We start from the raw sequence: 15,424 nt of genomic DNA on the forward strand, positions 1-15,424 counted from the left end.
GAACGGTGCGGGAGGGAGGAAGATGCCGTGCAACGGCGGTCAAGGCCAGCCGTTGCCCTCCCGCGGTGCGATGCCGAATATCTTGGGAGATGAATCCCCGAGCTTCCCGCTTCCGACACGCATGGCCCTGCTGACTCGCGCGACCTTCAATAGCCAGTCGTTGACCAGGCTCGCGCTGGCCGTCGGCTGCGGCGCGGCCACGTGGACGCTCAATCAGATCCCCGCGCAGATCCTGTCGGCCGAGACGCCGAAGTTCGCCCTCGGCGGCGCCTTCGTGCTGTTTGCGTTCCGCGCGCTCGGCCCGCTTCCCGGCCTGCTCGCCGCCGTCATCGGGTATGCATCGGCCAGCTCGGTGTCCGAAGTGGTGCTGGTGGCGACCGCGCTGTACGCCATCGAGGGCTACGTCGTCACGCGCCTTGCCGACCGCACGCGCAGTCTCGTGGTGGCGGACGTCCTGTTCTGGCTGACCGGGGGCGCGCTTCTGGATGCCGTGGCATACCTGTGGTGGATGTCGCTGACACCCGGCTTCGTTCTGCTGCTGGTGGTCAAGCAGATCCTGAATGGCGTCCTGAATGCCGTGCTGGCCGAGTGGGGGGCGCGGAGTCCCTGGGTCCGGGCTCGCCTGGGCCTGCCGGCCGAATCGCTGCGATCGTGGCGCGAGGTGCTCTTCGACCGCACGGTCCCGATCGTGATGGTGCCGATGGCGATCATCGTGCTGCTGCTTGCCCGCGCGTCGAACGCGGCGGCACGCAACCAGCTCGCCGCCGAACTCCGTCAGGTGGCCGCGAGCGCCGATGAGGGTGCCGATCGTTTTCTCCGTTCACGCCTGGCCTCGCTCGAGGACCTGCAGGACGCCGTCTTCGTGGCCGGCGACCCCGCCGGCCAGCGCACCGCGACGCTGCTCCGCGACTTCGTCGACGCGCACGGCGAGTTCGTGAATGTCTTCGTGACCAATGCCGCCGGGACGGTGGTGGCAGCCGCGCCGGAACGGTCGAGCACCGGAGCGCTGAACGTCGGGCGGGACATCAGCCGTCGCCCGTACTTCACGGCCGCGCGCACGAGCCGCCGCCCCGAATTCGGCGACCTCGTGCTCGGACAGCTCCGCGTGCGCCGGCACGGCGTGGAGCCCATTCTCCCGGTCGCTGTTCCGCTGATAACGGCGCAGGGCGGATTCGGCGGCGTGGTGATGGGGGCGCTCGATGTCGCGGCGCTGCGCGCGATCCTGCGGGCCAGGGCGAGCCGGGGCGAGGGGGCCGTGCAGCTGCTCGACCGGACGGGGCGCGTGGTGGCGAGCTCGAATCCGCGCTGGCCGCCCGGCACGCCGCGCAGCGCGGAACTCCGTGACGCCATCGAGGATCACGAGAGCGTGGTGCAGACCATCGCCTCCGCCAGCACCGACACGTACACCGATCGCCTGGGCGTCGCGCCGCGGCTGACCACGCTGTACCGCGTGTCGGCGTTCCCGTTCTCGATTCTGGTGGACGAGCCGATGTCGACGGTGCACCACGAGATGATCCCGACGTCACTGGCGCTTGTCGCGTTGATGCTCGTCGCCCTGCTCGCGGTGTACGCCGTGGCGCGCACGCTCGGGGCGCAGCTCGTCGCGCCGCTGCGTTCCATCGGCGCGGTGGCGGAGGACCTCGCCAACGGCCAGCTCGTGCCTCGCGAGATCCTCCACCGGTTCGGCTCGAGCCCGGTGCAGGAGATTCGCACGCTGGGTGCGCAATTCTCCCGCATGGACGACGCGCTGCGCGAACGCCGCGAAGCCGATGCCCAGGCCGTGCAGCGAAGCGAGTCGCGATATCGGGAGACGCTGGAGCAGCTGGCGCAGGCGCAGAAGATGGAGGGGATCGGCCGCCTCGCCGGCGGTATCGCGCATGACTTCAACAACCTGCTCACGCCGATCGTCGGCTACACCGACCTCGCCCTGTCGAGCGTGCCGGCCGACAATCCGGCGCGCAAGGATCTGGCCCTGGTCCGCACCGCGGCCGGCCGCGCCAAGGAAGTGGTGGCCCAGCTGCTCGCCTTCGGGCGCGCGCAGGTGCTCGACACGCGCCGCATCGACCTGGCCGAAGTGGTCGCCGAGTTCGAGCCGCTCCTGCGCAAGTCACTCAGCGTGAACCACGACCTGACCGTGATCGCCGAGCCGGGCATCATCGTCGACGCCGATCGGGCCAAGGTGCAGCAGGTGCTGATGAACCTCGTGCTGAACGCCGCCGACGCCATGCCGTCGGGCGGGCGCGTCGAGGTGCGCCTGGGCGTCGCCGACATCGATCAGCCCGATCCATCCGATCCCGAGCCGCTGGCGCGCGGTGCCTACGGCGTGATCGAGGTCGAGGACGTGGGCGTGGGCATGGACGAGGAGACGCAGCGCCGCGCCTTCGATCCGTTCTTCACCACCAAGCCGCGCGGCAAGGGGACGGGACTCGGCCTGTCGACCGCGTATGGCATCGCGCGACAGCACCGCGGGACCATCGAAGTGGTGAGCGCCCTCGGCGAGGGGACGCGCATGCGGGTGCTCCTCCCGCTCGCGACGGCGGTGCCGCACCTGGTCGATTCGGCGCCGCCGCTGCCGGACGTGCTCATCTCGCCCGGCATGCCGGCCGACGAAGGGGCGCGCACCATCTGCGTGGTCGAGGACGAGGGGGCGGTGCGCGAGCTCGTGCGCGTGACGCTCACGCGGGCCGGCTTCCGCGTGCTGGCGGCGCGCGACGGTGAGGAGGCGCTCACCCGGGTGGCGGCGTACGACGGGCGCATTGACCTGCTGCTTTCCGACGTGGTGATGCCGGGGCTGAGCGGCCCGGAGCTGGCGCGGCGCATGCGGCAGGCGCGCCCGTCGGCGCGCGTGCTCTTCATGTCCGGCTACGCGTCCGACGTGATTGCGGACGAGGGCGGATCGATCAGCGATGGCGGACTGCTCGCGAAGCCCTTCACCCCCGATGAGCTGGTTGCACGGGTGCGCGAGGCGATCGACGGCAAGGTCTAGTCGCCGGGACCGATGGCCGGTCCGGCCGACTCGCGCGCCTCGCGAAGCATCGTGATCGCGGAGGAGTGGATGACCACGTCGCCGAGCGCGCGCCCGTCCGCGGCGAGCGAGGCCGCCTTGACGCCCACGAACTTTCCGCTCGAGCTCAGGTAATCGCTGAGGCGCTGCTGCGGGGCCAGCGGGAGGATCCCCTTCACCGTCGTGCCGCCCACGAGCACGATGTCCACGCTCCGTTCGCCCACGCCGATCGCGGACTGCCCGAGCACCAGCACGTTGCCGTCGGGGGCGGACGCCAGGACGATGTGGTCCGTCTGCACGATCAGGTGGCCCGGCGTCTCGTTGAGCTTCGGCCGGCGGGCGTGCACCATGTTCATCCAGCCGCCCTTGCGGTTGGCCAGGTACTGGACGAGCGGCGCGTCATCGCCGATGAAGATCTCGCCCTCGAGCATCGTCGTGTCGCGCATGATCAGGTGCAGGCGCTTGGAGTCGACGGCCTTGGTGCTGCGAGTGCTGGGTCCGGTCATCTGGCGAGGCGCCTCGGAACGCGGGAACGGTATGACGAGTGGCGGCCCGAAAGCCGCCACCGCGACGACGAAGGAAACGGGTCGAGCGATGGCCCGACACCATACTAATCAACGATTGATGCCCGAACGCGGCAACGTGCCGCCGGCCGCGCTAGCTTTCGTCCGGCCCCTCGACTCGGACCCCATGCGCCCAATTGTCTCTTTCGCCGCGCTGGCTGCGGCCCTCCAGATCGCCGTGGCGCCCATCGCCCTGGCGCAGCCCGCCGTTGCCGGCGTCGCCGACTCCCTGTCGGCGGGCATCGATGACGTCCGCTACCAGCTGCGCTTCGACGCGGCGCACGGCGTCATGCGATCGATCGGCGTGGAGATGACGTTCACCGTGCGCGGCCCGAGGCCCGTCCTGCTCTCGCTCCCCGCGTGGACGCCGGGGGCCTACGAGATCAGCGACTACGCGCGCGACGTCTCGGGCTTTTCGGTCACCGCGGAGGGGAAGGCGCTTCGGTGGGACAAGTCCGACCCCGATACCTGGCGCATCGAACCGGACGGCGCGCACGAAATCACCGTGCGCTTCGAGGCGCGCGCCGATTCGCTGGACAACGCGTTCAATTGGGCGCGCGACGACTTCGCGCTCATCAATGGCACCAACGTCTTCCTGTATCCCGAGGGGCAATCACCCGCCTTTCGCTCGCGGGTGAGCGTGCGGACGGAACCCGGCTGGCGCGTGCTCACGGGGCTCGAGCGCGACAGCACCGGCGCGTTCACCGCGCCCTCGTATCACGAGCTGGTCGACGCGCCATTCTTCGTGGGACGGTTCGACGTGGACAGCGCGGAGATTGCCGGGCGCTGGATGCGGCTCGCGACGTTCCCGCGTGGCAGCGTGGCCGGGGGACGGCGCGCGAAGCTGTGGGAGTCGCTGCGCCGGTCGGTGCCGCCCCAAGTGGCGATCTTCGGCGAGACGCCGTGGACGACCTACACCGTGATGCAGATTGCCGATTCGTCCTTCGGCGGGATGAGCGCCCTCGAGCACCAGAACTCGAATGTCGGCGTCATCGGCACGCCGTACCTGGATGAGTCGTTCGTGCCCAGCGTCTACGCGCACGAGATCTTTCACGCGTTCAACGTGAAGCGGCTGCGTCCGTCCGACCTGTGGCCCTACCGGTACGACCGCGCCCAGCCGACGACCTGGCTGTGGGTGAGCGAAGGGATCACGGACTACTACGCCGACGTCGTCATGGTGCGAGGCGGCGCCATCACGCCCGCCGGATTCCTCGCCGTCACGCAGGGGAAGATGGACCACGTCGCGCAGCTCGCGCCGGTGGCCCTGGAGGATGCGTCGCTGCAGACCTGGCTGCGCATGCGGGACGGCACGCAGGACATCTACTACGACAAGGGGTCGCTGGCCGGGCTCGCGCTCGACATCCTGATCCGCGACGCCACCGACAACGCCGCGTCGCTGGACGGCGTGATGCGTGCGCTGTACGGGCGCACCTACAAGGCGGGGCGGGGATTCACGGCGCAGGAGTGGTGGGACGCCGTCTCACGCGCGGCGGGCGGCGCGTCGTTCGCGGATTTCAATCGGCAATATGTGGACGGCCGCGAACCGTTCCCGTGGACGAGCTGGCTTGCGAAGGCGGGGTGGCGCTATGCCGTCGACACGCTGGTCGAGCCGCGGCTGGGCGTCGTGCTGAGCCCCGAGGCCGAGGGGCAGCTCATCACGCAAGTGAGTGAGCGCGGGGCCGCCGCGCTCGCCGGCGTGCGCGTGGGTGACATTTTGGTGAGCGTGGACGGCATTGCCGCCGCCGGCTTCGATTTCTTCGACACGTGGCGATCGCGTGCCCGCGCCGGGGCGCCGATGACGCTGGTGGTGCGCCGCGACGGCCGGTCCCTGACACTCAAGGGCACCGTGCAGGTGATGACGATGATCAACGCGCGACTGGAGGATGATCCCGCGGCGTCGCCCAGGGCGCGGCGCATTCGGAACGGCATCCTCATCGGGGCGCTCGACGGCAAGTAGGGCCGTTCGCCGGCGAGCCAGGCGCGCACGCAACAGGCCCCGCACGCGTCGTGCGGGGCCTGTTCCACGGGCGGGAGACGCTACGGCTTGAGCTTCCGGTAGGCCTCGACGCGCGCGGCGTCGCGGGGCGACGGGCCGGTAGGGAGCGCCATCTCCCGCTCCACCGCGTCGATCTCGCGCGGCACCGCGGCGGTGATGCGGTCGAACCCGCTGGCGGTCACGACGTAATCGTCCTCGATGCGCACGCCGATGTTCGCGTAGCGTGCGACCAGCGCGGCGAGCCGGGCGCGCAGCGCCGCATTGGCGGGGACGTCGGGGATGATCTCCACGGTGTTCGCCCGCACGTACAGCCCCGGCTCCAGCGTGAAGACACTTCCCTCGGCGAGCACGCCCTGCGTGTAGGCATCCACGTCGTGCACGTCGAGGCCAATCGGGTGCCCCAGGCCGTGCATGTAGAACAGCCGGTACTGCGGGCACTGGCTGTCGCGGGACGCCCGGCCGCAGGCATAAGTGGCGTCGGGCGATTCGATCAGCCCAAGGCGCGCGAGGCCCCGCTTGATCTCGCCGAGCGCGGCGTCGTTCACGACGCCGAAGGCCACCCCGGGACGGAGCTGACGCTCCGCCGCCATCTGCGCGGCCAGCACAACGCCGTACACCTCGCGCTGCGCGGGGCTGAACTTCCCGTTGACCGGCACGGTGCGCGTGATGTCCGCCGAATAGCCGCCGTAGTACGCCGCCATGTCCATCGTCACGACTTCGCCGTCACGCATGAACCGATCGTCGCGATTGTAGTGCAGCACGGCGGAGTTGGGCCCCGAGCCGACGATGGAGCCGTATGACGGCCCGTCGCCGCCATTGCGGCGGAAGGTGTATTCGGCGATCGCCTGGATCTCGAACTCGTTCATCCCGGGTTCGATGGCGCGCATCGCCTCGCGGTGCGCGGCGGCGCTCACCGCGGCCGCGTCACGGATGAGGGTCAGCTCCGCCGCACTCTTCTGGCCGCGCTGCCGCATCACGAGCGCGTTGACGTCGGTCACCTTCACGCCGCGATGACGCCCCTTGAGGGCATCGAGGAACTGGTCGTGGGCGGTTCGTGGCGCGGCGTCGCCGGGAACGTCAGCGCCGCTGCTCCGCGAAAAGTCGCCAACCGCAAAGAGGGCGCCGCCGCCGCTGAGCAACGAGTCGAGCACGTGACGCAGCGTACCCGCGTCGCGGCCGTCCAGCTTCAGCTGCGCCTTGGCGCCCGCCACGCCCAGCCGCTCCCCCGTCCAGACTTCCTGTGCCGGATCCCTGGGCGGGACGAAGAGGATGCTTTGGCTCGCGCCGCCCTGCTTCACGACCACGAGCGCCGCGTTGGGCTCGAGAAAGCCCGTGAGGTACCGGAAGTTCTGCGACTGCCAGAAGTTCTGGTAGTTCTCCATCGGCTCGGGAGCGCCCAGCACGAGCAGGACGCCATCGCCGGGCAGCGCCGCGGTGAGCGCGCTGCGGCGCGCCTGATACTCGGTCTGCGGGATCTGCGCGCCGAGGAGGGAGGCGCCGCAGGCGAGGCCGAGGAGCGAACGGACGAGAATCATGGACCCACCGGGAATGTGGAGACCTCAATGATGCGGCTTCGCCAGACGCCCGGGGAGATGGCAGGGACGGGTGGCGCGGGCTAAGCTAGTCGGGTCCGCCCCCCAAGGGTGCCGCTCAACGCGACGCCCCGGCCACACGTTACGGATGCATCGGTGTCACTGCGGCCTATCGCCGCGCCTCGTTCACTGATTCCCCCACGATCATGCGACTCTCCGTCCGCCGCGCGCTGACCGCCTTGCTGCTGGTCGCCGCGCTCCCGATCGCCGCCGTCGCCCAGGGCCGGCTGACGACGCCCAAGCAGTTCTTCGGCCACGAAATTGGCGAAGACTACTGGCTGCCCAACTACACCCAGTTCGCCAAGTACTGGGAAACGCTGGCCAAGGAATCCGACCGGATGATCCTCGACACCATCGGCCTGACGGCCGAGGGACGTCCGCAGCTCATGGCCATCGTGTCGTCTCCGGAGAACATCAAGAACCGGGACAAGTACCGGCAGATTGCCGAGAAGCTCAGCCACGCCGAAGGCGTGACCGAGGCGCAGGCCAGGGCCCTCGCCAAGGAAGGCAAGGCGGTCATCTGGATTGACGGCGGCCTGCACGCCACCGAGGTGCTCGGCGCCAACCAGCTCATCGAGACCAACTGGCAGTTCGTGTCGCAGAATGACGACGAGACGCTGCGGATCCTGAACGACGTCATCCTCGTCTTCGTCCAGGCCAATCCGGACGGCATGCAACTGGTCGCCGACTGGTACATGCGCGAGAGCGACCCGAAGAAGCGCAACATGCAGATCCCGCGCCTCTACCAGAAGTACATCGGGCATGACAACAACCGCGATTTCTACGCGAACAACCAGCCCGAGACGATCAACATGAACCGCGTGCTGTACCAGGAATGGTACCCGCAGATCATGTACAACCATCACCAGACCGGTCCGGCCGGCACGGTGATGTTCGCGCCGCCCTTCCGCGACCCGATGAACTACAACCTGCACTCGCTGATCATGACCGGGCTCGACCAGGTCGGTTCGGCGATGCACGCACGCTTCGTGGCGGAGGACAAGCCGGGCGTCACGATGCGCGCGTCGACGCTCTACTCGACGTGGTGGAACGGCGGCCTGCGCACCGGCGCCTACTTCCACAACATCATCGGCCTGCTCACGGAGACGATCGGCAATCCGACGCCGATGCGCATCCCGTTTGTCCCCGACAAGCTGCTGCGCAGCGCCGACCTCCCGCTGCCGATCACGCCGCAGGAATGGCACTTCCGTCAGTCCATCGACTACTCGGTGACGGCCAACCGCGCGGTGCTCGATTTCGCGCAGCGCTACCGCGAGACGCTGCTGTTCCGCCAGTGGCAGATGGGCGCCGAGATGATCGCCGCCGGCAGCCAGGATTCGTGGACGGTGTGGCCCAAGCGGCTGCAGGCGATGAAGGACGCCATCGCCGCCGCCTCTCCGCGCGGCACCGACGTGAACGCGCCCGCCATTCCCAACCGCGGCGGACTCGGCAGCGGCGTCGCGGACCCCAAGTTCGCGGCCCTGCTGCGCGCGCCGGAACTGCGTGATCCGCGCGGCTACATCGTGCCCGCCAACCAGGCCGATTTCCCGACCGCGCTCAAGTTCATCGAGAAGCTGCAGCAGAATGCCGTCATCGTGCATCGCGCCACGGCGCCGTTCGCGGTGGCGGGCAAGTCGTATCCGGCGGGTTCGATCGTCGTGAAGACCAACCAGGCCTATCGGTCCATGGTGATCGACATGTTCGACCCGCAGGACCATCCGAACGATTTCCGGTATCCGGGCGCGCCGCCGACGCCGCCGTACGACAACGCCGGCTGGACGCTGGCGATGCTGATGGGCGTGCAGTACGACCGCGTGCTCGACGGCTTCGACTGCCCGTGCGAACGGGTCGAGCCCGCCAACCTCGTGACGGCGCCGGCGGGCGTGGTGGCCAAGAGCGGCACCTGGAAGCTCTCGCCCGTGCAGAACGATGCCTTCGCGGCGGTCGCGCGCCTGCTGAAGGGCGGCGTGGACGTGTACCGCGGCTTCGACGGCAACTTCTATGTCGCGTCGAACGGCAAGAGCCGCCCCATCGCCGAGAAGGCGGCCAAGGAACTGGGCGTCACGTTCGCGGAAGGCAAGCGTCCCGCCGGTGCGCAGAAGGTCACGGCACCGCGCGTCGCGCTCTTCGACCGCTACGGTGGCCAGATGCCATCGGGCCACACGCGCTGGCTGCTCGAACAGTTCGGGATGCCGTACACCGACATCTATCCGCAGGAGCTCGACGCGGGCAACCTGCGCGCCAAGTACGACGTGATCGTCTTCCCCGACGGCTCGATCCCGGCCGCGGCGGGCGGCGGACGGCGCGGTGGCTTCGGCGGCCTGGGACCCGACACCAACTCGCTGCCGCCGGAGTGGCGCAAGACCACGGGGAGCGTGACGGTGGACAAGACGGTGCCGCAGCTCAAGGCCTTCATGGAAGCCGGCGGCCGCATCGTGACGATCGGTTCGTCGTCGTCGCTGGCCCAGCACCTTGGCCTGCCGGTGGAGAACTACCTGACCGAAGGCGGCAAGCCGCTGCCGGCGGAGAAGTTCTACGTACCGGGCTCGATCCTGAAGGCGTCGTTCGACACGACGGCGATGGTGAGCAAGGGCATGGCGGCGCGGGCCGATGTCTTCTTCGACAACTCGCCGGTGTTCAAGCTCGGCGCCGACGCCGCGTCCAAGGGCGTGAAGCGCATCGCGTGGTATGAGACGTCGCCGCTGGTCTCCGGCTGGGCATGGGGCGAGAAGTACCTCGATGGCGGCACGGCGATCGCCGAGGCATCCGTGGGAACGGGAACGCTCTACCTGTTCGGCCCGGAAATCCTGTTCCGCGCGCAGCCGCACGGGACGTTCCGGCTGTTCTTCAACTCGCTGTACGCGGTGAAGCCGCCGGTGCAGTGATGGCGGATTGAGGGTCGGGAATCCGGAACGGGATCTCGGATCACGAACCCGGATCACGATGGGCGATCGGCTCGCGGCACATGCGAGTCCGTCGCCCATCGGCCGTTCTGTCGGCCCTGCGACGGAAGCCTCACGTGCGATGGCGGCCGCACACAAGTGTCATCTCCGTGTTGCCGCGTGTAGGTCCCCGTGGCAACTTCAAGTCGTAGTCGCGCCGACGCCGGCGCCATGTCGTTCCGTCGCCCCCTTCGTTCATCGTTCAGATCGCCGAAGCGTGACACAGCGCGAGACGCTCATCACCCACCGCTCCGCCCGTCGAAACTCGGTCGGGGAGACCATGGCGCCGCTTGGCCGCCTCTATCTCTGGTTTCCCACCGAGCAGGCGATGGCAAAGGTGGTGGCGCTGCTCCGCCAGCACACGCTCGACTTCGAGTCGGCGGCTGGCGATGCCCTCGTCCTGGACGTCGAGTGGTCCGTGCTCCGCGACATCGTCGGGCCCCTGCGACGCCTGCTCACGCACGGCGAGGCCGACGAGACGCGCGTGCTGTACAAGCCCGCCGGCGGCGCGCTCTCCATCGGCGACTTCCCGACCGTCAAGTCGTATTCGCAGTTCGCGCTCGTCAGCCAGAGCACCTGGCTGCGGGAACTGCTCGACACCCGGCGCTACACGAGCGTGCTGCAGCCGATCGTGCACGCCGACGCCCCCGAGCAGGTGTACGCGCGCGAGGCGCTGCTGCGCGGGGCCGAACGCGACGGCGGCGTGGTGCATGCGCAGTACCTCTTCGAGGTGGCGCGCGGCTGCGGCATGCTCGCCGAGCTCGACCTCGCCGCGCGCGACTCGGCCATCGACACGATGACGCGGGCCGGGCACCCGGAATCGCTCTTCCTGAACCTCACCCCCAGCGCCATCGACGATCCGCTGGCCGCCCTCGCGCACACCGTGGCGCAGATCGACCGGCTGCAGCTGCCGCACGAACGCGTCGTCTTCGAGGTGGTGGAGAGCGAGCACGCGCCGGACATCGTGCACCTGCGCGGACTGCTCGCGACCTACCGTGATGCCGGCTTCCGCGTGGCGCTCGATGACGTGGGGGCGGGCTACTCCTCGCTGAACCGCCTGCACCAGCTGCGCCCCGAGTTCATCAAGCTCGACATGGACCTCGTGCGTGGCGTGGACCGCGATCCGTACAAGGCGCTCATCGCGCGCAAGACGATCGAGATCGCCACCGAACTCGGCATCGCGACCATCGCCGAAGGGGTCGAGTCCCCTGGCGAGCTGGAGTGGGCGCAGGCGCATGGCGCCGCCTACGTGCAGGGCTATGCGACGGGCCGACCCAGCGAACCGATCTTCGGCCAGACCTGAGCATCCGAAACCCCGCCGTCCGCCGGGCGTAGGGTAATCGACCCCAATCGGAGTGCCGCGATGTTTGCCCTGCTCGCTCGCCTGTTCGCGCTGCGTCCGCTGCTTGGCGTGGCAGTCCTCGGCATTCCGGTGCTCGGGCTCATCGCCATTGGCCTCACGGTCGTGGTCGTCGGCAAGCTGCTGCTCTTCGTCGTGCTCCCCATCGCGCTGGTGGTCTGGCTGGTGAAGCGCGTCTTCCGGCCGCACGACGACCTGGTGCCGCCGCCGGCATAGGGCGGGCGCCGTCGTGCGGCAGATCGCGGGCGCCGCCCCGGGCGCCGCCCTTGATCGACGCGGCGCGGGGCGCCACCTTGCCGACGCGCCATGACCGCCCGCCTCCCACTCGCCTCGCTCCTCCTGTCGTGCGCCGCCATCGCCGGCGCATACGGCTTGGCGTTCCTGCCGGGCGGCGCGCCGCCTCTGGCGGCGTGGGGCCTCGCGCTGGGCAGCGCGGGAGCGCTGTCGTCCACGATGGCCCTGGGCGCGATGCGCACGGGACGGCTGCGGCCCATCGCCCTGCTCGCGTGCGTGCTGACCTTTCTCGTCGTGGGCGGCGCCTTCGCGGTGGTGCTCCTGCTGCCTCCCGCCGAGGGCGCGTCGGCCACCCTGGTGCTCGGCCTGCCGCTGCGCACGGCCATCGTGCTCTACGGCGTGGGCGTAGTGCCGATGCTGTTCCTCCCGCTGGCCTATGCGGCGTCGTTCGACTCCGACACGCTGAATGAAGCCGACATCGAACGGGTGCGGCGGGCCGCGCCGGAGCGCACGCCGTGACCGGCTGGTTCGCGGTGCAGGCCGGGACGCCGGCGGCGCTCCGCCGGCCGGAGATCATCGGTGTCGCGGTGCTGTATTTCCTCGTCGTCGCGATCATCGGCGTATGGGCGACGCGCCACACGCGCAGCGCGCGCGACTTCTTCGTGGCGGGGCAGGGCATCGGCATCGTGACCCTCGCCGTTGCGGCGATGGCCAGTACGCTGTCGGGCTTCGCGTTCATTGGCGGACCGGGGCTCGTCTACTCGGCGGGCACCGGTGCGGTCTTCATCATCCTGTCGGCGTCCATCACGAACACGATGGGGGCATGGGTGCTGGCACGGCGCATGCGCCTGCTCGGCGAAGCGCGGGGACTGATCACCGTTCCCGACGCCATCGGCGCGCGATACCGCTCACCCGCGGCCCAAGGGCTCAGCGCGATCGCCATCCTCGTGGCGGTCATCGGCTACATGGCCACCAACTTCCTGGCGCTCGGTCTCGTCGTCGATGCGATGTTCGGCACGGGGCTGTCGCTCGGCATCTGGCTGGCCATGCTGATCACGCTGTCGTACACGGCGACCGGCGGCATTCTCGCCGGCGTGTACACCGATCTCTTTGAAGGACTGGTGAAGACGGCGGCGTCGGTGACGGTCTTCTACTATGTGCTGCGCGCCGGCGGCGGGCTGGAGGGCATCTCGCGCGCGATCACGGCGGTCGACGCCACGTTCATCGGCCCGTGGGGCAAGATGCCGCCCCTCGCGGCGCTGTCGCTCTTCTTCGTCTTCGGGCTCGGCGCGCTCGGCCAGCCGCACGTGGCGCACAAGTTCTACATGCTCCGCGATCCGCGGCGGCTCAAGTGGTATCCGCTGCTGATGAGCGCCGCGATGGCGCTGACGCTGCTGCTGTACGTGGGCGTCGGGTTCGTGATGCGCGCCAAGGTGGCGGTGGGCGCCCTGCCGCCGCTCGCGCGCGCCGATGACGCCACGCCGGCCTTCGTGCTGGGGTTCACCCCCGACGCCGTGGCCGGGCTCGTCTTTGCGGGCGTGATCGCCGCCGGCATGAGCACCGTGAACTCGTTCATGAACATCGGGGCGGCGGCGCTGACCCACGATCTGCCGCGCGCACTTGGCTGGCGCGTGGGCGATGAGCTGCGCTGGGGGCGCGCGTGGACCATCGCGCTCTCGCTGGCGGCCGTGATCCTGGCCCAGATGCCCGGGACGGTGGTCGCGTTCCTTGGCATCTTCGGCTTCGGCCTCTTCGCGGCCACGCTGGTGCCGTCGCTCGCCATCGGGCTCAATTGGCAGGGCGCCACACGCGAAGGCGCGATCGCGTCCATCGCCACGGGACTCGTGCTCACCTTGGCGCTCGAGTCGCTCGCGTTCCTGAAGGTGTTCTCGCTGCCGGCCGGCGTGACCATCAGCGGCCTGGCGCTCGTTCTCTCGCTGCTCGTCTTCTTCGCCGTCTCGTGGCTCACGCGTTCGCGCGCCGCCGGGCAGCTCGATCCGGACGTGCGCGTGGTGATGGAGGTCTAGACGCGGGTGGAAGCCGCTTCGTGCCTCGATAGTGGCTGCTTACCACGGATGGACACGGATTGAACGGATCAACGCGGATCGTTCTTGGGGTGATCGCCATGAGTGATCCGCGTTCTTCCGCTGCATCTTCGAATTCCGCGTCGCGAAGCTGACGTCGGCACTGCAATTCGTCCCAGCGCAACGCACCATCGCCAATCGCTATCCGAATTCGCGATCCTGAGTCCCACTCCGAATTCCAGATCCTAGGTCTATCGAAGGACTGCCTTGGCGATAGTCTGCAGCTGCATGTTGCTGGTCCCTTCGTAGATCGCGCCGATCTTCGCGTCGCGGTAGAACTTCTCCACCGGATAATCCTTGGTGTAGCCGGCGCCCCCCAGCAGTTCGACCGCGAGCGACGTCACCTGCTGGCAGACCTGCGATGCGTACAGCTTGGCCATCGCGCCGGTGACGGCGATGTCCAGCCCGGCCTCCTTCTGCCGCGTGGCGTTGTACACCATCAGCCGCGCCGCCTCGAGTTCGGTGGCCGCCTGCGCCACCTGGAATTGAAGCCCCTGGAACTCGGCGAGCGCCTTGCCGAACTGCTTGCGTTCCTTGAGGTACGCCACCGCCGCGTCGAGCGCGCCCTGCGCGTTGCCGATCATCTGGGCGCCGATGCCGATGCGCCCTTCGTTGAGCGTCTCGATGGCGATCTTGTAGCCCTGCCCCACCGGGCCCAGCACGTTGGCCGCGGGAACCGGCACGTTGTCGAGGATCAGTTCGCACGTGCTCGATGCGCGAATCCCCAGCTTGTCCTCCTTCTTGCCCACCGCAAAGCCGCGGAAGCCGCGCTCGACGATGAACGCCGTGATCCCCTTGTAGCCCTTCGACGGGTCGGCGTTGGCGAAGATGATGAAGAAGTCCGCCTCGGCGCCGTTGGTGATCCAGAGCTTGCGCCCGTTGAGCACGAAGGAGCCATCCGGCTGCGCGGTCGCGCGCGTCTGCAGCGCGAAGGCATCGCTCCCGGAGACCGCCTCGGAGAGCGCGTAGGCGCCCACCATGTCGGTGCACAGCCGCGGCAGGTATCGCGCCTTCTGCTCCTCGCTGGCGTACGTGAGCATCGGGTAGAGAACGAGCGTGTTCTGCACGTCCACCATGATGGCGGCCGCCGCGTCGGCCTTGCTGATCTCCTCGACGGCGATGGTGACCATCATCAGGTTCCCGCCGGCGCCGCCATGCTCCTCGGGGACCTGGATGCCCATCAGGCCGAGCTCGAAGTACTTGGGGATCAGCGTCGGGTCGAGCTTTGCCGCGCGCTCCATCTCCTGCACGCGCGGGCGCACTTCGCCGTTCGTGAACTCGGCGACGGCGTCGCGGAATGCGAGCTCGTCGTCGCTGAGGGTCGTCAGCGGGGGGCGCTGGGAGGAGAAGTCGTTGGTCATGGCCATAACCTAACACGGGCAGCGCGGGCGCACCCCACCCTCCGATGGGTACGGACATGGCTGACAGGAGATGAGGGACAGGCCAGCCGTTCTCCTGCGGGGGCGCGGAGGCTCACCTGACATCCTCGGGGGGCGAAGCGTGCAAGTCCCACGGTGGCCGCGCGTTGCCGGAACAATATTCCCCTACAAGTACGTATCGTAATAGACATTTACTTCGTCGACCCGGCCCGTTTTCGCGGTGCAATGTCCTGACGCGCGGTGCGCGAATTGCACGATAGGCAAGCCCCG

The 15,424-nt window shown here is 69.1% G+C and carries 10 protein-coding genes; 7 read left to right on the plus strand and 3 right to left on the minus strand.

The window, feature by feature from the left end:
- Positions 1 to 121 precede the first annotated feature (121 nt).
- Positions 122 to 2,986 (plus strand): ATP-binding protein, encoded by a 2,865-nt coding sequence (locus tag VGJ96_15055; GenBank protein HEY3288438.1) that lies wholly within the window; start codon positions 122 to 124, stop codon positions 2,984 to 2,986.
- Here the strand turns inward: VGJ96_15055 and VGJ96_15060 are convergent.
- Positions 2,983 to 3,510, minus strand: coding sequence for a hypothetical protein (locus tag VGJ96_15060; GenBank protein HEY3288439.1), 528 nt, complete (start codon positions 3,508 to 3,510; stop codon positions 2,983 to 2,985). The genes VGJ96_15055 and VGJ96_15060 overlap by 4 nt on opposite strands.
- Before the next feature lie 184 nt (positions 3,511 to 3,694).
- On the opposite strand from VGJ96_15060, the gene VGJ96_15065 reads away from it, so the two are divergent.
- Entirely contained in the window at positions 3,695 to 5,524 is a 1,830-nt protein-coding gene (locus VGJ96_15065) for a PDZ domain-containing protein (GenBank protein HEY3288440.1), read from the plus strand.
- A gap of 80 nt (positions 5,525 to 5,604) precedes the next feature.
- Here VGJ96_15065 and VGJ96_15070 read toward each other — a convergent pair whose 3' ends face one another.
- Positions 5,605 to 7,098, minus strand: a complete 1,494-nt coding sequence (locus tag VGJ96_15070) for an aminopeptidase P N-terminal domain-containing protein (GenBank protein ID HEY3288441.1) — start codon at positions 7,096 to 7,098, stop codon at positions 5,605 to 5,607.
- 203 nt (positions 7,099 to 7,301) lie between these two features.
- Here VGJ96_15070 and VGJ96_15075 point away from each other — a divergent pair, with 203 nt between their 5' ends.
- The 5 genes from VGJ96_15075 to VGJ96_15095 all read left to right on the plus strand — a co-directional run bounded on the left by VGJ96_15075 (position 7,302) and on the right by VGJ96_15095 (position 13,718).
- Positions 7,302 to 10,040: a M14 metallopeptidase family protein gene (locus tag VGJ96_15075; protein HEY3288442.1), complete on the plus strand. Its 2,739-nt coding sequence runs from the start codon at positions 7,302 to 7,304 to the stop codon at positions 10,038 to 10,040.
- Positions 10,041 to 10,314: 274 nt separating this feature from the next.
- On the plus strand, positions 10,315 to 11,400 hold the full coding sequence (locus tag VGJ96_15080; protein ID HEY3288443.1) for an EAL domain-containing protein: 1,086 nt from the start codon (positions 10,315 to 10,317) through the stop codon (positions 11,398 to 11,400).
- A 60-nt stretch (positions 11,401 to 11,460) separates the two neighbouring features.
- The gene (locus VGJ96_15085; GenBank protein HEY3288444.1) at positions 11,461 to 11,673 is read left to right on the plus strand and encodes a hypothetical protein; all 213 of its coding nucleotides are present in this window, start codon (positions 11,461 to 11,463) and stop codon (positions 11,671 to 11,673) included.
- Positions 11,674 to 11,763: 90 nt separating this feature from the next.
- The gene (locus tag VGJ96_15090; GenBank protein HEY3288445.1) at positions 11,764 to 12,210 is read left to right on the plus strand and encodes a hypothetical protein; all 447 of its coding nucleotides are present in this window, start codon (positions 11,764 to 11,766) and stop codon (positions 12,208 to 12,210) included.
- Positions 12,207 to 13,718 (plus strand): hypothetical protein, encoded by a 1,512-nt coding sequence (locus VGJ96_15095; GenBank protein ID HEY3288446.1) that lies wholly within the window; start codon positions 12,207 to 12,209, stop codon positions 13,716 to 13,718. Before VGJ96_15090 ends, VGJ96_15095 begins: the two co-directional genes overlap by 4 nt.
- A 248-nt stretch (positions 13,719 to 13,966) precedes the next feature.
- Here the strand turns inward: VGJ96_15095 and VGJ96_15100 are convergent, their stop codons facing one another.
- A complete protein-coding gene (locus VGJ96_15100) occupies positions 13,967 to 15,136 on the minus strand; it encodes an acyl-CoA dehydrogenase family protein (protein ID HEY3288447.1) in 1,170 nt (389 codons plus the stop codon).
- Positions 15,137 to 15,424: the final 288 nt, after the last annotated feature.

It is taken from the genome of Gemmatimonadaceae bacterium (assembly GCA_036504815.1).
In the GTDB taxonomy this organism is placed as follows: Bacteria; Gemmatimonadota; Gemmatimonadetes; order Gemmatimonadales; family Gemmatimonadaceae; genus PNKL01.